General features: G+C 46.1%; 10 protein-coding genes. 8 read left to right on the top strand and 2 right to left on the bottom strand.

The window, feature by feature from the left end; translation table 11 throughout:
- The first annotated feature begins 64 nt into the window (after positions 1-64).
- From D0T87_RS17300 to D0T87_RS17335, 8 genes are all read left to right on the top strand, one after another.
- Complete coding sequence (locus tag D0T87_RS17300) at positions 65-4,513, top strand: translocation/assembly module TamB domain-containing protein (RefSeq protein WP_163176381.1); 4,449 nt, start codon at positions 65-67, stop codon at positions 4,511-4,513.
- Positions 4,510-6,816 (top strand): BamA/TamA family outer membrane protein, encoded by a 2,307-nt coding sequence (locus D0T87_RS17305; protein ID WP_163176382.1) that lies wholly within the window; start codon positions 4,510-4,512, stop codon positions 6,814-6,816. Before D0T87_RS17300 ends, D0T87_RS17305 begins: the two co-directional genes overlap by 4 nt.
- Positions 6,817-7,017: 201 nt before the next feature.
- The gene (locus tag D0T87_RS17310) at positions 7,018-7,920 is read left to right on the top strand and encodes a nucleotidyltransferase (protein ID WP_163176383.1); all 903 of its coding nucleotides are present in this window, start codon (positions 7,018-7,020) and stop codon (positions 7,918-7,920) included.
- Between the two features lie 390 nt (positions 7,921-8,310).
- Positions 8,311-9,960, top strand: a complete 1,650-nt coding sequence (locus D0T87_RS17315; protein ID WP_163176384.1) for a DUF6377 domain-containing protein — start codon at positions 8,311-8,313, stop codon at positions 9,958-9,960.
- Positions 9,961-10,165: 205 nt separating this feature from the next.
- On the top strand, positions 10,166-13,138 hold the full coding sequence (locus D0T87_RS17320; protein ID WP_163176385.1) for a TonB-dependent receptor: 2,973 nt from the start codon (positions 10,166-10,168) through the stop codon (positions 13,136-13,138).
- Between the two features lie 12 nt (positions 13,139-13,150).
- Complete coding sequence (locus D0T87_RS17325; protein ID WP_163176386.1) at positions 13,151-14,671, top strand: RagB/SusD family nutrient uptake outer membrane protein; 1,521 nt, start codon at positions 13,151-13,153, stop codon at positions 14,669-14,671.
- Between the two features lie 18 nt (positions 14,672-14,689).
- Positions 14,690-16,171, top strand: a complete 1,482-nt coding sequence (locus tag D0T87_RS17330; protein WP_163176387.1) for a glycoside hydrolase family 30 beta sandwich domain-containing protein — start codon at positions 14,690-14,692, stop codon at positions 16,169-16,171.
- 14 nt (positions 16,172-16,185) lie between these two features.
- Positions 16,186-18,210 carry a DUF5125 domain-containing protein gene (locus tag D0T87_RS17335; protein WP_163176424.1) on the top strand — a complete coding sequence of 675 codons (2,025 nt, stop codon included), beginning with the start codon at positions 16,186-16,188 and terminating at the stop codon, positions 18,208-18,210.
- Between the two features lie 922 nt (positions 18,211-19,132).
- On the opposite strand, the gene D0T87_RS17340 is transcribed toward D0T87_RS17335, so the two are convergent.
- A complete protein-coding gene (locus D0T87_RS17340) occupies positions 19,133-21,349 on the bottom strand; it encodes a glycoside hydrolase family 3 C-terminal domain-containing protein (protein ID WP_163176388.1) in 2,217 nt (738 codons plus the stop codon).
- A 10-nt stretch (positions 21,350-21,359) separates the two neighbouring features.
- Complete coding sequence (locus D0T87_RS17345; RefSeq protein ID WP_163176389.1) at positions 21,360-23,876, bottom strand: glycoside hydrolase family 2 TIM barrel-domain containing protein; 2,517 nt, start codon at positions 23,874-23,876, stop codon at positions 21,360-21,362.
- Positions 23,877-23,903: the final 27 nt, after the last annotated feature.

Here is a 23,903-nt window from a genome sequence, read left to right on the forward strand (position 1 = left end):
ATCTGCAACCTTTTTCCCTCTTTAATTGTTTACTTTGTACCGATTTTATTTCTAAAAATTGCTCATGACAAAGAAATGGCTTAAGAGAATAGGGTTAACGGTGCTACTTGCGCCTATAATTCTTGTGTTATTAACAATAATTTTGCTTTATATCCCTCCTATACAGAACTATATTCGTAAGGAGGCTACCGCCTATGCATCCCAAGCAACCGGTATGCAGATCAATGTACAACGCATCAACCTGCGTTTCCCGTTGAAGCTCGCCGTAAGCGGAGTTGAAGTCGTTCAAGCCCCCGATACCATCCTTACCCTCGAGAGCCTGAGCGCCAGCGTACAACTGCTGCCCCTTTTCCAAGGACGGGCCGAACTAGATGATGTAACACTGCGCGGCGCCAAAGTAAATACAGCCAACCTCATCGAAGGCATGCAACTATCGGGCGTATTGGGACGTTTCTCCCTGCAAAGCCACGGGGTAGACCTCTCCAATGAGATAGCCCTGATCAACAACGTCGAGTTGCGCGACACCCATCTGCACCTGCTACTCAACGATACCACCGAGTCTCCTAAAGACACCACCCAGAGCACCCTCAACTGGAAAGCATCTTTATTGAAGGCGAAACTCCAGAACGTATCCTTCAGTATGCAGATGCCGGCCGACACCATGCGCGTAGCTGCCCATATAGGCGAAGCAGCTATCAACAACGTCGAGGCCGACCTCGGGAAGCAATTCTACGGACTGGAACAACTCCTCATCAGCGGCACCTCCGTAAACTATGACACCGGAACGCTACCGCCCGCCAAAGGCTTCGACCCCTCGCACATGGCGCTGCGCGATATCCGTGTAGGAATAGATTCCGTCTCCTATCGGGCGATGAATATGCATGCCGTAATCCGCGAGTTCAGCATGAACGAACGTTCCGGCCTGAGCATAGAATCACTGACGGGCAGCCTGCACATGGACTCTCTGCAAATACGTGTACCCGGACTCAAACTACTCACCCCCCATTCCGAACTAAACCTCCATGCGCAAGCCTATTGGGATATGACAAGCCTCGAAGACGACCGCGTCATAGCCGGAATGGATGGCCGGATAGGCAAGCAAGACGTACTCCTTTTTGCCGCCGCTCTGCCCGATGCCTTCAAGAAAAGCTATCCTGCACACCCCCTGACCATGCAACTCAGTGCCAAAGGAAATATGAACCGGATCGACATCTCCCGGCTCTCCATGAACCTTCCCAGCGCTTTTACCCTGACGGGCGGCGGTACAGTGGAACAGGTATTGGACAGCATAAACCGCACCGGCAATGTGGAATTACAACTCCGCACCCAGAACCTCAACTTCCTGACCGCACTGGCAGGACTGCCCAACGACGGTTCCATCGTTATACCCCCCAACATCGTAATGGCACTCAAAGCCGGAATGCGCGGTCCCCAGTACAACGCCACCTTGCGAGCACGCGAGAGTGCCGGAACCCTTCACCTCGATGCCGGATACAACCTGAATACCGAAGCATATACCGCCAACCTCAAGATCGACTCATTGGCCGTAAACCACTTCCTGCCCAAAGACTCCATCTATACCCTTGCCGCAACCGCCAATCTGAAAGGTCAGGGAACCGATTTTACATCCTATCGCACCTCTGCCACCGTGGCCGCCAGGGTAGATAAGCTGGAATATGCCTCTTATAATATCACCAACATCCATCTGGACGGCGCACTGAAAAACGCCATTGCCTCCGCACATATAGTAAGCAACAACCCGCTGCTGGCGATGGATGGTCAGGCCGAATATGCCCTCAATAAACCCTATACACAGGCCAAAGCACATATCAACGTCGCTCACCTGAACCTGCACGAATTAGGATTTATACCCGATACCTTAAAGAAGCCATTGGCTCTTGATCTGAATGCAAATCTGGGAAAAGATACGGTGAACATCGCACTGAACTCGGGCGACCTTAAGTTCCGTCTCCGCTCCCGCGGACCGCTCGAAACCCTGCTTAAAGAATCTACCGGGTTCGTAGATATACTAAACAAGCAAATCGAAGCCAAACGCCTCGACCACGCCGAACTGCGCCGTGCCCTGCCATCGGCGGGACTCGTACTGACTTCCGGTACCGATAACCCACTATACCAATACCTGGCCTCGTTCCAGAATATAAAATACACCAACCTGAACGTAGGCTTTGTAGCTACCCCGCGGATTGGAATCAACGGTCGTGCTGCTATCCATGCGCTGAAAATAGATACGCTGCAACTAGATACGGTGTACTTCTCCATCAAACAAGACACCTCCCTCATGGCCCTGCGCAGTGGTGTAATCAATGGTCCGAAGAACCCCCACTTCGTATTCAACACCTCATTAACGGGCGAAGTCCGTAGCGAAGATGCCGAACTGACCCTGAAATTTAACGATGGGCAAGGAGAAACAGGCGTGTTGCTTGGCGTGAATATCCGCCCCGAAGAAGATGGCATGCTGTTCAAACTGATTCCCGAAGAACCCACAGTCGCTTTCCGCAAGTTCAACTTCAACGGCCATAACACCGTATTCGTCAGAGATAACTTCAGGGTACTTGCCGATGTCGAGATGCTCGACTCCATCGGCATGGGGCTACGGGTGAAATCCCTCGAAGAAGCCGACAGCACCTACCTACAGAACCTCGACATTGAAATCCGGGCCGTCGAACTGGCCGAGGTCAGTAAAATCCTTCCTTACCTGCCCGATATCTCCGGATTGGTCTTTCTGGAAGCCAACTACAAACAGTCGGCCGAAAGCATGCAGGTTTCCGCCGAAGGAATTATCAGTAAACTACACTATGAAACCAACCGCGTAGGGAATCTCGGGCTGGGTGTAACCTGGCTACCCGATAATAAAGGCAAGCACTTCCTGAATGCCTACATGACTAGCGAAGGAACCGAGGTATTGACAGCCGACGGCACCTATAACACGGTTGGCGATGTTATTGATGTAACCACCTCCCTGGAACATTTCCCACTCTACATAACCAATGCCTTTATCCCCGATCAACTCGTAGAACTCATGGGCGATCTGGATGGCAGCATGGCCATCACCGGAACCCCCGATAAACCCGCTGTAGATGGCGAACTGATGCTGGATAGCGTTACCGTTACCTCCTGGCAGTATGGCTTCGATTTCCGCTTCGACAACCGGCCCATGCAAATTCAGAATAGCCGCTTAACGTTCGATAAGTTTGCGATCTATACCACCAGCGATAACCCGTTTACGATCAATGGATATGTCGATGTGGCCGATCTCTCCAAACCTATGGTCAGCTTAGCGTTGGATGCAAAGAACTATCAGCTACTCAATGCGAAGCGGAAAAATGATAGCATGCTGTACGGAAGAGTATTCCTCGACCTTAACTCTACCATCAAAGGCCCTGTTAGCAATTTAGTTATGCGTGGTAATGTCAACCTCTTGAACAATACCGATGTAACCTACGTAATGGTCGACTCCCCGTTAAGCGTTCAGGACCGGTTGGGCGATTTGGTTGAGTTTACATCATTCTCCGATACAATCGTTGTTGAGGCCGAAGAACAACCGCAGCTGGCTTTAGGTGGAATGGATATCATTATGAACATCCATATTGACCAGACAGCCAAGGTGAATGTAGACCTGAGTCCCGACCGTAGCAGCCGTATAGCATTGCAGGGTGGGGGCGATCTGGCTTTCCAATACACACCGCAGGGCGAAATGTTACTTTCCGGTCGCTACACCTTATTTGGTGGTACCGTAAAGTATGCCTTGCCCGTTATTCCTCTAAAAGAATTTGCAGTTAACAATGGCAGTTATGTAGAATGGGGGGGCGACGTGATGGACCCCAACCTCAACTTCAAAGCTACCGAACGGATGCGTGTATCCGTGCCCAATGAAGGCAGTAACGGCTCGCGTATGGTCAACTTTGATATCTCCATTGAGGTGAAGAATAAGTTGAACGATCTGGAACTGCTATTTAATCTGGAAGCCCCGGACGATGCAGAAGTACAACGCCAGCTGGCTGCTATGGATGCTGCCGAACGAAGCAAACAGGCGATAACCTTGATGGCTACAGGCATGTATCAGTTAACCAGTGGTTCAAGCGGCGGTGATTTTAGTGGTTTGGTGCAGAGTCAGATCGCTAATCTGGTGGGTAAGGGACTCAAACACGCAGATATTACATTTGGCATGGATAGTTATGACGGTGCAGATGGTAAACGCACCGATTATAACTTTAGTTACTCCAAGCGCTTCTTCAATGACCGCGTACAAGTGGTAATTGGTGGTACCGTATCAAGCGGACAAACAACAGATGAAGAAGATGTATTCATTGATAATGTATCCCTGGAATACCGTTTAGATACTTCCGGAACCCGCTATGTGCGGTTATTCCATAACAAAGAATACGAAAACATCCTCGAAAGTGATATCACGGAAACCGGAGGAGGTATCATACTGAGGAAGAAAGTAAATAAACTGGGTGAACTATTCATCTTTAAGAAGAAGAAAAAATGAAAGGATATAAGCAAATATATACCATAGCTTGTGGTTTGATGATTATGTTATTTGCATCTTGTTCAACAACCAAATACATAATCGATGGCCAGCAACTATATACCGGTCAGGAGAAACTAAAGGTCGAGAATGAAGGTCATGGCGAAACATACAACGCAGCTATGGACGAGATAGAAGGTGCGCTGGCCAAAGCCCCTAATGGAGCCATATTCGGTAGCTCACGTTTTCAGGTCTTTCCGTTTGGATTGTGGATATATAATGCATATGTCAATTCAAATTCCGGTTTAGGCAAATGGATATTCAAAACATTTGGTTCCCAACCTGTATTAATCAGTAACGTAAATCCGGAACTGCGTGCCAAAGTAGCAACCAATCTGTTGCATGACTATGGCTATTTTAATGGTAAGGCTGGCTATGAGGTGATTACAAACAAGAAAAATGAAAAGAAGGCAAAGATCCGGTTCCATATGGATATGCAGAACCCTTATTTTCTGGATACAATCATGTTCACCCGTTTCACTCCCGATGTGGAGCAATTATTCCAGCGGGCACAACGAAGAACCTTGCTGCATAAAGGCGATCAGTTTAATGTGGTTAAACTGGATGAAGAACGGCAACGCCTCAGTACACTACTCCGTAACCGTGGCTATTATTACTTCCGTCCCGACTATATCGGATATCGTGCGGATACTACCCGGGTAAGCGGATTGGTCGACTTGCAGATTCTTCCTAAAACAGGTGTACCCGAGCAAGCCAAAAGACAATATTATATTGGCAACCGCGATTTGTATTTATATGGATCTGTAGGCGAGATGCCCAATGACTCCATTCGTTATGACGATATAACCATACATTTCCACAATAAACTAAAGTTGCGCCCTAAAGTGGCGAAACAACGTTTCCGCCTGGATAGAGGGCAGTTATATGCACAAATGCGAAGCACCCGTACGCAGGAACGTTTTTCAGAACTGGGCATATTCCGCTATACCGAAATGCAATTCATCCCCCGCGACACGGTGGCTACCAATGATACACTGGACGTTGTGGTAAAATCGACCTTCGACCTGCCTTACGATAGCGAACTGGAATTGAATATGGCATTTAAAAGCAATGATTATGCCGGCCCGGGAGCGGCTTATAGCATAACCAAACGAAACGTGTTTCATGGTGGGGAGACTTTCTCTATCCGTTTGAAAGGCTCTTACGAATGGCAGACCAAATCGGCCGGTGGAACCGGAGCCAAGATAAACTCTTATGAACTGGGGCTGAATACCTCATTGACATTCCCACGGATTGTATTCCCCTGGTTGAATAAGAAAGATTATGATTTCCCTGCAACAACTAAATTCAGCCTGAACATTGACCAGCTAAACCGGGCGCACTATTTTAAAATGCTGGCTTTTGGTGGCGATGCTACCTATACGTTCCAGCCTACCCGGGTAAGCAGTCACTCGGTTACTCCGTTCCGGCTGACGTTTAATACTCTGCAAAGTACAACAGCCGAGTTTAGACAGATACTGGAAGAAAGACCCGCTTTGGATAAGGCGATGCAGAATCAGTTTATTCCGGCTATGAATTATACATATACCTATGATGACCAGGCTGTCCGCAGAAGGATAAACCGTTTCTGGTTGCAAACGTCTTTAACTTCGGCAGGAAATATCACATCGGGAATCTATGCTCTTGCCGGTAAAGGATTTAGCGAAGAAAAGACCTTGTTAGGCTCTAAACTATCGCAGTTTATGAAATTAACAGCCGAAGCGCGCTATACATGGAATATAGACCGGAACCAATCTATTGCAACCCGTTTGTTAGGCGGGGCGATTTATGCTTATGGCGGAAATAAGGTTGCTCCTTATAGCGAACAATTCTTTATTGGTGGGGCAAACAGCATCCGTGCATTTACAGTCCGGAGCATAGGGCCGGGTACATATAAATCTGATGATGAGAAATATGGTTATCTGGACCAAACCGGCGACCTGAAGATAGAAGCAAATATTGAATACCGTTTCCGCATTATTAATGATTTACATGGAGCCATATTTGTGGATGCGGGCAATATCTGGCTATTCAGAGATGACGAGAAGCGTCCCGGTGGGAAGTTCTCATTGAAAGATTTTCCTGATAATATTGCGGTGGGTACAGGAGCCGGTTTGCGCTATGACTTATCGTTCCTTGTTGTCCGTGTCGATTGTGGGATTGGACTTCACATGCCATACGAAACCGGTAAGAAAGGATTCTACAATATTCCGACATTTAAAGATGGTTTAGGCTTGCACCTGGCTATTGGATACCCATTCTGATTTACGATTTAATTATTTACGATTTACAATTGAGATTACTTCACTTGTTTAATCGTAGCTTCTAAGTGATTTGGATATACTATACCCTTAATGTAGTAATCTCAATCGTAAATCGTAAATAGTCTAATCGTAAATCTAAATAATTTTGTACTTTTGTGGCGCAAACTAATTAATTCATCACTAATCTTTAAATACAAAATTATGAAACCAACCTTATTTGTACTTGCAGCCGGTATGGGTAGCCGTTATGGAGGACTGAAACAATTAGACGGACTCGGCCCAAATGGCGAAACTATCATGGACTACTCTATCTTCGACGCTATTCGTGGAGGATTTGGTAAAGTCGTTTTCGTTATCCGCAAAGATTTCGAACAAGACTTCCGTGAAAAGATCATCAGCAAGTACGAGAATCATATTCCGGTAGAAGTAGTATTCCAGGCTATCGACAATTTGCCAGCCGGATTTACTGTGCCTGCCGACCGTGTAAAACCTTGGGGAACGAACCACGCTGTACTTATGGGCAAAGATGTGATCAACGAACCATTCGCAGTAATCAATGCCGATGACTTCTATGGTCGCGATAGCTTCGCCGTACTTGGCAAGGAACTGACCGAAATGACCGGAAAGAAAAACGACTACTGCATGGTAGGATACCGTGTAGGCAACACGTTGAGCGAAAGTGGTTCTGTGGCCCGTGGCGTATGCGCTACCGATGCTGACGGTTACCTGACTACTGTTGTTGAACGTACAGCTATCGAGCGTATCGACGGTAAAGTTTCGTTCAAAGACGAAAACGGCGAGATGGTTACTATCGCTGATAACACCCCGGTATCTATGAATATGTGGGGCTTCACTCCCGACTACTTCCAATACTCGGAAGAAGCTTTTGTTAAGTTCCTGAATGAAAACATTAATAATCCAAAGAGCGAGTACTTCATTCCATTGGTTGTAAATGACCTGATCAACGCCGGAACTGCACGCGTTAAAGTATTGGATACCACCTCTAAATGGTTTGGTGTAACCTACGCCGACGACCGTCAAGGTGTTGTAGATAAGATCCAGGCATTGGTTGATGCCGGCGAATATCCAGCCAAGTTGTTCTAAACATATCTTGGATAAAGAATAAAGATGGGGCTGTCTAAAAAGGTCAACTGTACCGGCTCCGTCATTGCGAGGGCTTGCCCGAAGCAATCCAGTTAAGGCATATAGCCTGGATTGCTTCACTATGTTACCAATGACAATATCCACCCCCTGCCCCCGCCAGCGGGGGATACCTGCGGCATCGTATCCCCCGCTGGCGGGGGCAGGGGGTGGATATTGTCATTATCAAATAGTTCTATATTTTAATATAGTGGCAACTCGCAATGACGTGATCTAAAAGACTTTTTAGGAAGCCCTTTCTTTTGTATCTGTCGCTTAAGTAGGAAAGTGTAGAATATTTATTTATCTTTGTTTTATCAAAGTTGTTTTTCAACTTATTGAAGCCCTGATACTATGAGATATATATTTATCCTTCTGCTAGCCTTAGTTAGCTTACCTTCTTTTGCCACCCATAAGCTCGACTCGCTTTTCAGTGTGCTCGATCGCACGATTGAGGAACAAACTCAATATGTCAAGGTACGCGAGGAGCGTATCGGAAACCTGAAAGGTAAACTCATGCAGAATAAGCATGACTTTACACAACAGTATACCTTAAACACCGTGTTATATGAAGAGTATAAGGCATTCATCTGCGATTCCGCCATTCACTATCTGAATAAAAACATAGCATTATCCATTGAAACCGGAAACCGGCAATGGACCAATGAAACTTCATTAAAGCTTTCTTATTTGTTGTCCTCTTCGGGTATGTTCAGCGAATCCCGCAAATGGTTGGAGTCGGTTGATAAGGTTACTCTTAATACTGAACTGATAGCCGATTATTACTCCTGCTACGAACATCTTTACAATGAACTTTCGCAGAACACGCATGACCGTTGGAATGAACAAGAATACCGTTCGCTGGCACGTGCATACAGGGATTCCATGTTGTCTGTATTTAATCCGGAGTCTGAGGCTTACCTTGTAGCTTCCGAAAATATTTATTTGGATGGTAAAGAGTTTCAGAAAACGGTAGAGATAAACGATAAACGGCTTTCTAGAACTACGTTTGGTACTCCCGAATACGCCGTTGTTGCTTTCTGGCGTGCACTGATGTACCGCGAATTGAATGATATGCAGAAATACCAGGAATGGTTGGCGCTCTCTGCCATATCCGATTTGCTCTCTGCCGTAAAAGACAACGCTTCTTTATGTATGCTGGCCGATTATCTCTATGATATAGGAGATATTGACCGCTCATATAGTTACATCAGGCAGGCTCTTGACGATGCTAACTTTTACAACGCCCGGTTAAGGAGTTTGCAAATCGCAAGCATCCAAACGGTAATCAACAAAACTTTTCAGGCTAAGAACGAACAACAAAACCGGGAGTTGAAGAACAACCTGATTATGATTAGCGTACTCTCCATACTTCTCTTGTTTGCCCTGCTTTATATCTACCGGCAGATGAAGAAACTTAAAACGGCACGCGATCATCTGCAAAATGCAAACCAGCAACTTCATGAGTTGAATAATGAATTGAACACCATGAACCACCAGTTGCAAGGCGTAAACTTTGAACTTTCCGAGTCGAATCATATTAAAGAAGAATATATTGGCTACTTCCTTGGCCTTTGCTCTACCTATCTCGATAAACTGGATGCTTACCGGCGAATGGTAAGCAAACAGATTATGGCTGGAAAAGTGCCGGAACTACTAAAGACGACTAAGTCAACACAAATCATGGATAACGAGCTGGCAGATTTCTATGCTAACTTCGATAGCACTTTCCTGCGCCTTTATCCAAGTTTTGTGGATGAATTCAATGCCCTTCTGATTGATGAAGAAAAGATTCTCCTCAAAAAAGGAGAACTGCTGAATACCGAGCTACGCATCTTTGCCCTGATACGCCTGGGCATTGAAGATAGTTCGAAGATTGCCGAGTTACTACGCTATTCTGTGAACACTATTTATAACTATCGGGCCAAAGTAAAGAACAAGGCCAAAGGTTCGCGTGAAGATTTTGAAGATTTAGTGAAGAAAATAGGCTCTTTCACTCCATAAACTCCTCATATAGAATCCACTTTTTCTAGCTCCGGCTGATTTGTTATTGCGTTGATAATCAGTTGGATGATTGATCGTGTCCTTTCACTTCGTCCACCATTTCTACCCCCAGGTTAGGATGCCCTGTTTCATCCCCCTACATTTGCTTCGAAGACTTCGGCCGGTTGGCATGAGGTTAATGTTAATTTTAAAATTCTAATATAAAATGAAAATGAACAGGCGAGAAAACCTTCCCGGGAGTCGCAAGATTCTCTTTGCTTTGTTGGCATTGCTTATCTCTTGCAGTGCATTCGCGCAAACAATGACCGTTCAGGGACAAATCGTGGATTCGGCAAAAGAACCCATCATTGGTGCCAGTATTCTGGAGAAAGGAACAACCAATGGAACGATTTCTGATTTCGATGGTAACTTTACTCTTTCGGTTAACCGCGGTGCCACCTTGCTCATTACCTATATCGGGTATAAGCCTATGGAGGTAAAAGCAACAGCAAACCTTAACGTAACCCTGACAGAAGACAATGAACTGCTTGACGAGGTTGTTGTTATCGGTTATGGATCAGTTAAACGTAAAGATGTAACCACATCTATTTCTTCCGTATCTACTAAGGATCTTGATCAAAGACCTATCCTCTCGGCTGCGCAGGCCATGCAGGGTAAAGCTGCCGGGGTATCTGTAGTGGCTACAAGTGGTGAACCCGGTGCAACACTTTCTATACGTGTGCGTGGTACAACTTCCCTGAACGGAAGTAATGATCCGCTGTATGTAGTGGATGGTGTTCCGATGACCGATATTAAATTCCTGTCGGCCAATGATATTGAAAGTATGCAGGTGTTGAAAGATGCTTCGTCCGCGGCTATTTACGGATCGCGTGCAGCCAACGGGGTAGTGATGATTACCACCAAACAGGGTGCGGTAGGGCAGGCCAAAGTAACCTTGAATGTCCATGCGGGGGTTACGAAAGTATCTAATAAAATCAAGTCATTGAATACTGCTCAATACAAAGATTTGATGGATGAGGTGGGCCTGGTAAATTTACCCGACGACCTGACCGACCAGACCGATTGGTTTGACGAAACTTACCGTACAGGTGTAACACAGAACTATCAGGTTTCTGTAGCCAGTGGCACGGATAAACTTAGATACTATCTGTCGGGAGGATATACCGGAGAAGATGGTGTGATCAAAACCGCTTTCTTTAAAAGATACAACTTCCGTGCTAACGTAGAGAATCAGGTACGTTCATGGTTAAAGATCAGTGGAAATGTAGCTTACTCGGATAATACAACGAATGGAATTATATCGGGTACAGGCTCAAACAGGGCAGGGGTTATCCTCTCTGTGATCAATACTCCGAAATACGCTTCGGTTTACAATGAAGATGGAACCTACAATAACTCTTTCTATGGGGTAAACATTACGAGTCCGCTCGAAAACATGGCACGCTCCAAGCACAATAAATACAATAGCGCCCGGTTACTTGCTACCGGAAAAGCCGAAGTAACGTTATTGCCCGAACTGATTTACCGAGGCTCCATGACATTAGATCGTTACGATAATATTGAAACCACTTTCCTTGATCCCGAAACCACCAGCTATGGACGTGATCAAAAAGGACAAGGTACCGACGACCGTTCAAGAAGTACCGTATTGGTTTTCGATAATATCGTGAACTACACCAAGGCATTTAAGAAACATAACCTCGATGTTATGCTTGGTTCTTCGTGGACCAAATCAATCTGGTCGCGTAGCCATATCGTAGGTTCGCATTATGCCAATGCTTCTATCCCAACGCTGAATGCAGCAAATAAGATTTCGTGGACAGACACCTGGACAACCTCTTCCGAGTGGTCAATCTATTCTTATGTAGGTCGTGTGGCTTATAACTACGACAGCAAATACCTGATCACGGCTAATATGCGTGCCGATGGTTCATCAAAGCTAGACCCGGATCATCGTTGGGGATATTTCCCATCTGTTTCGGCTGCATGGCGCATGTCTTCCGAAAGCTTTATGAGCGATATCAAATGGATTGATGACTTGAAAATCCGTGGAGGTTGGGGACAAACCGGTAACCAGTCGGGACTTGGCGATTATGCCTATCTGCAAATGAACTCCATCCAACGCCAGCAGTGGTTTGGCGATAATGGAGATGCCAATGCTGTGCCTTCCATCACCAATCTTTCAAGTCTTCGTAATAAAGACCTCACCTGGGAAACAACCACGCAAACCAACATCGGTTTTGACCTGACTGTACTTAATAGCCGACTGACTTTCTCTGCCGATTATTATTATAAGAAAACCACCGATATGTTAATGACTGTGACCCTTCCCGAAGGACAGGCAGCCAGCAATATCAAACGTAACGAAGGCGAGATGACCAACAAAGGGCTTGAATTTACCTTGAACTCCAAGAACTTCACAGGCGCTTTTCAATGGGATACTGATTTTAATATCTCTTTTAACAAGAACAAGCTGACTAAACTTTCGTTGACTAAGATTTATTATACAGCGAAAACCAGCGAATATGTCAATGACTATGTGGTAAGAAATGAACCTGGTCGCCCGTTGGGTGGATTCTATGGTTATATCAGCGACGGAGTAGACCCCGAAACGGGCGAACTGATGTACCGTGATTTAACCGATGATAATGTAATCTCTCCGGCAGACCGTACGTATATCGGCGACCCCAATCCCGACTTCACTTTCGGATTGACCAATACCTTCTCCTGGAAGAATTTCACGCTGAATGTATTCCTGCAAGGTTCTTACGGAAACGATATCTATAACGCCTCGCGTATGGAAACCGAAGGGATGTACGATGGCAAGAATCAGTCAACCGCTGTGCTCGATCGTTGGAGAATACCCGGACAGATTACCAGCGTGCCGAAAGCTAAGTTTGATATGAAGAACTCCACTTACTTTGTTGAAGACGGAAGTTACCTGCGTGTGAAGGACGTTACTCTTTCTTATAATGTTCGGAGTAAACTGCTACGTAAATGGGGCATAAGCCGCTGTCAGCCATACTTCACGGCGACCAACCTGATTACCTGGACCGACTACTCGGGTATGGACCCCGAAGTAAACCAATGGGGGAATAACGGTGCCGTACAAGGTATTGACTGGGGCACATACCCTCATAGTAAGTCATTCATTTTCGGAGTAAATATTGAATTCTAATAAGCAAGCCTTATGAAACAGAAATACATGAAAAAAATAATATGGTGTCTATCCCTGCTGTTCATGGCAGGAGCTTGTTCGCTTGATTATGAACCCACGGGCGAGTATTCGGAACTAACCGTAGGAGGAACTACGGAAGAAGACGGTGGAGCTGTCTTTAAAGACCGTGCCGAAGTGTTGTCTCAATATAACTCTCTTTACACCACACTGAAAGGTGCGCAGGAATATTGGTATAACGATGTGCTTTTGCTGGCCGAATCTCATTCGGATAATGCCTATGCCGGAACCACCGGTGCCGAGGTGATTCCGTTTGAAGATAATAGCCTGAATGCAAGTGCTTCCACATTGGAACGCGACTGGAACAACCTGATGAAAATAGTAGCTGCTGCGAATAAACTGATTGTCGGTATAGATGACGTAACGGATTCTGCATTGACCTCGACCGAGCGGAAACAGTGGAAAGCAGAAGCCAAGATTCTTCGGGCTATGGTATTCTTTGATATGGCACGTATGTGGGGCGATTTTCCGGTAGTAACAACATTGGCGGGTGATATTACCGCTGAGAATATCGAAGAAGTATTTCCGGCTTACTTCCCGGAACAAAATACAGTAGAGGAAGCTTACACTCAGATCATTCAGGACTTGACGGAAGCGATTGCGGATGCACCGGATAATAACCCGGGCGATAAGACCAAACTATCAAAGTCGGTGGCCCGCGCATTGTTGGCTAAAGTCTATGCCGAAAAACCATTGCAGGACTATAAAAAGGTGATTGAATATGCAGATGCCTTACAGAAAGACGGTTTTGCTCTGGCAGCAGATTACGAACTGTTATTCGGTTATAATGCAGATACAAAAGACTGTCTGGCACGTAATACGGTGGAGGGAATACTCGAAGTGCAATATTTCACCGGTAGCGGCAACTGGGCTACCTGGATGTTCGGCCGTAAACTGGATAACTGGGATGAGAGTTTTTCCTGGGCAAAGTGGGTTACTCCTTCACGCGACCTGATCCGGTTGTATGACAGTGAAGGCGACAACATACGTAAGAATCAATCTATCGTATATTACGCCTGTACCTGGAGCAATTATTATCCGGCAGATGATTATCCGTTTATGTATAAACTCCGCTCATCGGTAAATAGTATCATCAAGCTGCGTTATGCCGATATCCTGTTACTGAAAGCCGAAGCGTTGATTATGACGGGCGACTTGCCGGGAGCGGCAGCTATTATTAATACAGTGCGTGGGCGTGTAGGGTTAGGAGCGCTTCCTGCCAATGCAACAAGTTCTAAAGACAGTATGATAGATGCTCTATTGAAAGAAAGAAGAATGGAGCTGGCTTTTGAAGGACAACGTTGGTTCGACCTCTGCCGGTTGGGCAAAGTAGAAGAAGTGATGAATGCTGTGTACGCTAAAGATAGCGGACGCCTTCCGCAGAAAGCGCTTTTCACTGAGTATTCGTACCGAATGCCGATACCTCAAAACATACTGGATATGAATAGCAATCTGGTACAGAATCCGGGTTATTAATCTTTAAACAATAAAACAATGAAACTAAAGAATATATTTTTGCTCCTTTTCTGTTGTACAATCTCCTGTACAGCTTGCGATAGTGACAATAACGACAATCCGGTTACCCCTCCGGCACCAGTTGGTGATGTGAAAATCTATGTAACAACGGGTAGCCGTTTACTGGATTTTGCACAAAAGGCAGTGAACTTCAGTGAGAAAGACAATCTTTCTCCCCGGTCAATAGAACTCGACCCTACCACCCGTTATCAAACGATGGATGGCTTTGGAGCAGCGGTAACAGGCTCTACGTGCTACAACCTGCTTAAAATGACGCAGGAAGACCGCACGAAATTCCTGAAAGAAACTTTCTCCAACGAAGAAGGTATGGGATATAGTTATATCCGTATATCCATCGGTTGTTCGGACTTCTCGCTGAGCGAATATACCTGTTGTGATACGCAAGGGCTGGACAATTTTGCTTTGCAAAGCGAAGAGAAAGACTACATCATCCCTGTATTGAAAGAAATCTTGGCTATTAATCCGGATATCAAGATTATGGGTTCTCCCTGGACTTGCCCTCTTTGGATGAAAGTCAATAACCTCACCGATCTGCAACCTTATAATTCATGGACAGACGGGTATCTGAATCCTAAATATTATGAAGATTACGGTACTTGCTTTGTGAAGTGGGTACAGGCTATGGCTGCCGAAGGAATCAAGATTTACTCGGTTACTCCACAGAACGAACCGTTGAACCGCGGTAACTCCGCTTCCTTATTTATGGGTTGGAAACAGGAAGCCGACTTTATTAAGAAAGGGTTGGGACCTAAAATGAAGGCTACCGGACTGGATGTGAAGATCTACGCCTTCGACCACAACTACAACTACGATAATATGGCCGATCAGCAGAATTATCCGGTAAATATCTATCAGGATGCAGAAGCCGCTGCCTATGTTGCCGGCGCTGCATACCACAATTATGGTGGCGACCGTAGCGAATTGCTCAATGTGCATAACCAGGCTCCTGACAAAGAACTAGTATTTACCGAGACTTCTATCGGCGAATGGAACAACGGCAGAAACCTCACTACCCGCCTGATGGAAGATATGCGCGAGGTGGCTCTGGGAACCGTGAACAACTGGTGTAAAGGCGTTATCGTGTGGAATCTGATGCTCGATTCCGATAAAGGTCCGAACCGGGACGGCGGTTGCCAGACGTGTTATGGAGCTGTAGATATCAATAAATCTAACTATAAAACGATTACCCGTAACTCGCATTACTACATCATCGGGCACCTATCGTCTGTTGTGAAACCCGGCGCTACCCGTATCGGAACAAACGGTTATACCGCCAACGGATTGATGTACTCGGCTTTTGAGAACACAGATGGTACATACGCATTCGTATTGCTGAACGATAATTCGGAAGGCAGTAAGATTACAGTAAGCGATGGCGCGCATCACTTCTCGTTCGATGTTCCGGCAAAATCGGTAGTGTCTTATCGTTGGAAAAAATAATATAAATCAGTATGATGAAAAAACTAACATATATCCTATTCACGCTGGCAGGAGTACTTGCATTCAACTCTTGCAGTGATGATGATGTGGTTCCCGGCAATCCGGCGATGACCCCGAAAACAGAATTTTCAGCAGCATTGTATGGCGACAGTTTGCCTTTTACTATCAATGTATCGGATATGGATGTACCGCTCTCTACGCTGAAAGCACAGTTGTACTATAACGAGGATATGGTATCCGAAACCGTGATCCGTACCAAAACCAGCGACGATTACAGCGGGAAAATATTTGTCCCCTACTACGCCAATGTGCCTAGTGGCAGGGCTACGTTGAAGCTGATATTGCAGAACATTCATTTCACCACCACCGAGAAAGAATATCTGGTGCCCCTGTCGCGTCCGGATTTTCCTTACCTGACTTTTGTTACGGCCGACGGCGAATACCGGATGGAACGCGAAGAGTTATACCAATACAGTGTGGCCGATGATTTCCCACAAAAGATAAAAGGATACATCAAATCTCCTAAAGTGGGCGAAAACGGTAATGTGCTTACATTCGGCCTCGAAAACGGTGTGATTGCACAAGGCCCATTGACGGACGAAATCACGTTCTCGAACTCCAATGCCGGCAATTATTCTATCCACTTCAATACCTATTCTTATGCCGCATCTCCATTCGTGAAACTCATGTTGAACGGCAAAGAAATGGATATGATAGACGACGATAACTATAAACTGGACCTGACATTATCAGCCGGACAAGAATTGCTCTTTAGCGGTATTCCTAACTTCGAAGCGTGGTGGATTGACCCAAGTTTCTTCAAGAAGGAAGAAGATAATACCGCCCTGTCATTCCTGCCTATAGCCGGATCGTACCGTATCATTGTCAACTTCAAATACGAATACATCTATGCTGAGGTGTTGAAAGATGGTGAACCTGCTACCTTGCAAACCGATGGAAGCGGAGCAATCTGGATTATTGGTAACGGCATTGGCAAGCCTTCGGTTTCGGCAAATCAAGTGGGTTGGGTTACGGAGAAAGCGCTTTGTATGGCACCGCTTGGAAACGGTAAATACCAAACAACCGTCGTAGCCGGACAATCAATGAGAGCCGATGAAATTGATTTCAAGTTCTTCCACCAAAAAGGTTGGGGCGGTGAATTTAAGAATGATGCCATCTCGACCACCAGCGACCTGGTATTCATAGGTGCCGGCAACGATGTGAACGGACGGGGAGAAGGAAACCTGGGACTTGTAGACGGAAAAACATTCGATATGATGGGCATCTATACCTTCACCGTAGATGTAAGTGCAGGCAATACAAAAGCAGTTCTTACCGTAACCAAGATAGGCGAGGAGGCTCCCCCGGCTTTTGAAGCAACGTTCGATGGAACGGTAATGGAGATGGTGGGTGCCGATACGTATAAAGTGGAGAAAACATTCACTCAGGGACAAACAATCACCGTAGCAGGTATCAGCGACTTAAGTAGCTGGTGGATTGACCCGGACTTCTTCACCCTGCAAGGCAATCAGCTAACTTTCCTGCCCCTTGCAGGTAAATACCGTGTGACTGCCAATAAAACGATGAAATATTTTATTGTTGAGGCCATGAATGGCGATGCGTTGGCAACGCTGCAAACCGATGGATCGGGTGCTGTTTGGGTGATTGGTGATGGTGTTGGCAAGCCATCCGTTTGGGAAAACCATGTGAGTTGGGATACGGGTAAAGGGCTTTGTATGGCTCCTGTCGGAAACAACAAATACCAGCTTACCCTCGTAGCCGGACAAACGGTCTACACCGATTATATAAACTTCAAGTTCTTCCACCAGAAAGGCTGGGGAGGTGAGTTTAAAAATGATGTCTTGTCCACCACCAGCGACTTGGTGTTTGTTGGCGCCGGCGATAATGTCAATGGAAGAGGCGAAGGTAACCTGGGGCTTCTTGATGGAGTAACCCTCGAAGATGGCGTTGCCTATGTCTTTACACTTGATTTATCGCAAGGGAATGGTAATGTGAAACTCACCGTAGAGAAGAAATAAATAGGAAAGAGTAAGTAAAAAGATTGTTATTTAGTTAAGAGGTTGCTTCCAGGTGAGGTGACCTCTTACAGTATTTAGTACACCCTGATTTGTTCGATCTTTATTTATCTTCTGTACTATAGGAAATGAAAAAACGGGTAAAAAGTAGCACTCATTTTGATAGAAGCCTTTATTCATCGGGGATTTAAGAATGGGACTTTGTGTTTTTCCTACTAGCACTCGCTGAGCACTGCTACCCTAGTGTTACTGCTAGCACCCTAGTGTTACTGCTAGCACCCTAGTGTTACTGCTAGCATCAAACTATTGGGTAGAAGTTTAGTTGAATTTGAAGTTCTGCTTGGTTGAATCTGAAGTTCTGCTTTATTGAATTCGAAGTTCTGTTTGCAGAGATTTCAATTGCTGGTTTCACATTGCTTTCCCCACCTAGGTGTTCAACGCTTCCTCACCTAGGTCGGGCAGGCTTCCCCATGTAGGTGAGGAAACCGGTATGAAATAGGCAATCAAAACCAGAAAAGTCATCAAGGAGAAGTGTATCCAATTGCATTAGGCACAAGCGTGATAGTAGTGCTAGACGAGTGCTAGTAGGAAAAAGATAAAGTCCCATTCTTAAATCCCCGATGAATAAAGGCTTCTATCGAAAGGAGTGCTACTTTTTACGCGTTTTTGAAAATATATGTAGAGGCTGACTGTGTGGCTGGTTTTATGTAAAACGGTGCAGAAATGAATGGATTACTGTAGGGGCGGTTCGCGAACCGCCCAATGCACAGAATATACAGAAAACCATTTTCGGGCGGTTCGCGAACCGCCCCTACAGCTAATCATTTACACTCATAACTAATCAAAAACAATCAAAATTATTCGGAAATACACCATAGCCCTACAACTATGAAACAAATAAAAATGCAAGATTACAATACACCTTTTATTGCAATACAAAACTCAATATTGAGCGTATATCCGTTGATGATGCTCCGATATATACATTAAACTTACCCGGTTCGGCTGTCCATTCCCCGCGGCTGTCATCGTAGAATTTCAAATCATCTACACTAATCGTGAACTTCACCTCCTTTGTTTCACCAGGTTTAAGAGATATTTTGCTAAAGTGCTTCAATTCTTTTGCCGGGCGGATTACACTGCATTTCTCGTCGCCAATATACAATTGGATAACCTCTTTACCTTCACGAGTTCCGGTATTTGTAACTGGGATAACAACTTCAACTTTGCCATTACTATCCATTGTTTTGGCAGAAAGGGTTGCTTTGCCATACGCAAAGGTAGTATAACTCAATCCGTGTCCGAAGGGATAAAGGGCAGGAATCTTTTTCGTATCGTGCCAACGGTAGCCAACCAGGATATCTTCTTTATACACCTGTTTGATGCTGTCGCCCGGGTAACTTAATGCATCAAAAGCGTGTGCACCATTATCCGTCAGTTTAACAGGGAAAGAGAAGGGTAACTTGCCGCTGGGGTTGACTTTGCCGCTTAGTACATTGGCGATGGCATTTCCGGCTTCGCTGCCCGGATACCAACCTTGTATAATGGCAGGGACTTGTTTCACCCAAGGCATTTCAACGGCGTTGCCACTCATAAGTACCATCACCATGTTAGGGTTTACGCTCAGGATATCTTTAATTAATTCGTCTTGTCCAAAAGGCAGTCCGTAGGTGATGCGGTCGGCAGCTTCACAGTCTTGCAGATGATTTTTGTTTAGTCCGCCAATATAAATGATCAGGTCGGCTTCTTTGGCTTTTTCAATGGCTTCGTTGCGTAATGATTCAACTACTTCTGCCGGAATCTTATCGGTATTGGAATACATCGGGCGTCCGGATTCATACCCTTGTGCGTGGATAATCTTATCGCCGTACATGGCTTGCAAGGCTTCCAGTGGAGAAACTTCTTTCTTCACTTTAAGCTCGGAAGAACCGCCGCCTTTGGTCAGGCTGCGGGTCGCGTTTTCGCCTACCACCAGGATTTTATTGTATTGCGATGCGTCGATAGGAAGAAGTGCAGGCGCCTTTTTAGTTACCGGTGCGTTCTTAAGCAATACGATACCTTCTTCGGCAATAGTACGGGCGGCATCGTAGTGGGCTTCGGAAGTGAATGCTCCCCAAGGTCTGTTACGATCCATGACTGTGCGGAAGATCATACGCAGGATGCGACTGGCTTTATCGTCAATCGTGCTCATGGGGAATGTGCCGTCTTTTAAACCTTTCAGGTAAGGATGAGCCAGGTAATAATCGTTATATGTAAACTCCGATTCGCTGGTCAGGCCATTGGTGTAGGAACCCATTTCAATATCCAGTCCGTTGAGGGCGGCTTCGCGGGTGTTATGTGCGCCACCCCAGTCGGTGATAACGCAACCATCGAATGCCCAGTCTTCTTTTAGGATTTTATTTAGCAGGAGGTCGTTGTGGCAGCAATGTACATCTTTGTATTTGTTGTACGCTCCCATGATGCTCCATGTGCCTCCTTTCAGAACAGATGCTTTGAAGGCGGGAAGGTAGATCTCATGCAGTGCACGGTCGCTCAGTTCCACGTTGATGTGTCCGCGCCATAGTTCCTGATTGTTCAGTGCATAATGTTTTACGCAAGCTGCGACGCCGTTTTTCTGTACTTCCTGAATATAAGGAACCACCATAATGGAAGCCAGGTAAGGGTCTTCGCCCATGTATTCGAAATTGCGGCCATTGAGCGGTGTGCGGTAAATGTTTACGCCGGGGCCTAGTATCACATCTTTTTTGCGGTAACGGGCTTCTTCGCCAATCGCTTTTCCGTAGATGGCAGACATCTCAGGGTCCCAGGTTGCTGCCAGACAGGTTAATGCCGGGAAAGCGGTACAGGAGTCGTTTGCCCATCCGGCGCTGCCCCAGGAGTTCCATTGTATTTCCTGGCGTACACCGTGCGGACCGTCGCTCATCCAAAGCTCGGGGATGCCCAGGCGGGGAACACCTGCGCTACTGAATTTGCTCTGGGCATGGCACAATGCTACTTTTTCTTCGAGGGTCATGCGGTTGAGCGCATCTTTTACTCTTGCTTCGATAGGCTGGCTATCGTCAAGGTATATCGGGGTTTGCGCTTTTATGGGAGCGGATAGAAAGGTGACGAGTGCTAATAGGGTAATAATTCTTGTTTTCATGAATAATGGGTTAATTATTAGTAGCTAAGATAACACTTGAAGATGACAAACCATCGGAACTAGCTGTTAATTGTATCTTTCCTTCTTTGCCATTGTTTTGCAGCACCACCAGGCATTTGCCGTAAAAGGCTTTGCGGTATGGTGCTTTAAAGCTTTCCATCGAAGTCTGACTGCCATTATCTACTCCGGCTATGAATGCGCTGCCATTCACCGAGAAGTTAACCAGGTTATCGGCCAGCGGACAAAGATTGCCCTCTGCATCCAACACCTCAACAGTAACGAAGCTGAGGTCTGTTCCATCGGCCAGAATAGTCGAACGATCGGGTGTAAGCCTGATTTGTGCCGGTTCTCCTGCCGTATGTATCTCTTTCTGCATCACCTCTTTGCCATCCTTGCGGGCAATGATTTTGACGGTGCCGGGTTCATAAGTTACCCGCCAGAATACATGGAATACATCGTTGGTTTTCTGTTTAACTCCCTGTGAAACACCGTTGATAAACAGTTCCACTTCGTCGGCTTGGTTGTAGTAAGCCCACATATCAATGGTCTGTCCCGGTGTCCAGTTCCAGTGTGGGAACAGGTGGAGTACAGGCTTGTCTGTCCATTCGGATTGATACATATAATACACATCTTTAGGGAATCCTGCCAGATCGACGATGCCGAAGTGTGAACTCCGTGCCGGGAAGTCGTACGGGGTGGGTTCGCCCAAATAATCGAAGCCTGTCCATACATATATGCCGCTGATGAAATCATTCTCTTTGGCCAGTCGCCAGCTTTCTTCATGGGTGGTTCCCCAAGGCACATGGCAGTTATCATATGACGAACAAGATAAACTCGGATCGTAGAATGGTTTATCCCAACGTTCGGGCCAGATAAACATGGAGTCGCTTGGCATGCGGTAATAACCACGGGTCATCAATGCCGAGGTTGATTCGGTGATGATGAATGGCTTACCCGAGAAATTCTTCGGAACATCCAGGAACCATTTATCCTGGTAATTGTACCCGATGATATCGAGCGCATTGGAACGGAATAAATGATTATTCGGATTGGCTTCGTTATTGCCCGCAGTAATAGGCCGGGTGGGGTCAAGATCGCGGACGATTTGTGCCAGCTTTTGAGTGAGCAATGAATTCAGACTTAGAGAGTTACCGTCATAGAAGAGTGCCGACTCATCGCGGTTGGCATTGAGTATCAGGTTGGCTTCCTGTAGGCTGAGGGTATCGGCATTGGCATCTGTCCATTGTTCCAGTACTTCGTTCCCGATGGTCCACATCATGATGGAGGGGTGGTTACGGTCGCGCAGAATTAAATCGGTAAGGTCGCGTTCGTGCCATTCGTTGAAGTAAAGGGAGTAGTCGTAGGCCGTTTTCTTTTTGCGCCATACGTCGAATGATTCGTCCATAACGATGAATCCCATACGGTCGCAAAGGTCGAGCAATTCGGGCGCGGGTGGATTATGCGAGCAACGGATACCGTTGCAACCCATCTCCTGAAGGATTTCGAGTTGTCGTTCCATTGCGCGTACATTAACTGCTGCTCCCAGGCATCCCAGGTCGTGGTGCATACATACTCCTTTGATCTTTACGTGTTCTTCGTTCAGGAAGAAACCCTTTTCGGCATCAAACCGGAAGGTGCGGATACCGGTTGGGGTTTCGTAAACGTCTGTCAACTCATCATTTACACGGATTTCGGTGCGAACGGTGTATAGGTATGGGTTCTCCAGTGTCCAACGTATGGGGTTGGGGATTTGGATCTCCTGTGCTGATTCCTGGGTTGAATTTGCCGGAAGGGTGAATGAAGAGGTGATGCTTTCTTTTTCATTCCCTTTGGCATCTAAAAGAATCGAAGTAAGTTCGGCATTGACTTCTGTTTCTCCGGCATTGGCCACTGTGGTTTGAATGGCTAAAGTAGCATGTGTATCGGTCACGGTGGGGGTGGTGATATACGTTCCCCAGAGATCTACGTGTACGGGGTTGACTTTCGTTAGCCAAACATTACGGTATATACCGCTTCCGGTGTACCAACGTGAGTTGGGTTGTTTGGAGTTATCTACCTTGACTTCGATTGTATTTGTACCATCCATTTTGATGTATGGGGTCAGGTCGTAACGGAAACCGATGTATCCGAAAGGGCGTACACCGAGCGAATGTCCGTTGATAAAGACTTCCGAATTCATGTACACCCCGTCGAAATCAATGAAGATGCGCTTCTTTGCATCTTCCTTATTTAGTGTGAAGGTTTTACGATACCAACCGATGCCACCAGGCAATGCGCCACCACCCGCGCCAGCGGGGTTGGCTTTGCTGAACTCGCCTTCGATGGACCAGTCGTGGGGGGGGCGAGGCGCCCCGGCCAGGTTTCCATGCGGAGGGCGAGCAACATCAGTTAGATTTTCACCCAGATGGAATTCCCAATCGCTATTGAAGTTCTCCTTTATGCGGGGATGCCCGGAATCTGAGCACCCCGCAAGAGAAAACAATAGACTGATACCTATTAGAAAACTGTATGTTTTATGTATGAGCATTTATAGCATTTTTAAAGGGAGTGTCTT

The sequence above is a fragment of the Bacteroides sp. 51 genome (assembly GCF_010500965.1).
Taxonomy (GTDB): domain Bacteria; phylum Bacteroidota; class Bacteroidia; order Bacteroidales; family Bacteroidaceae; genus Bacteroides.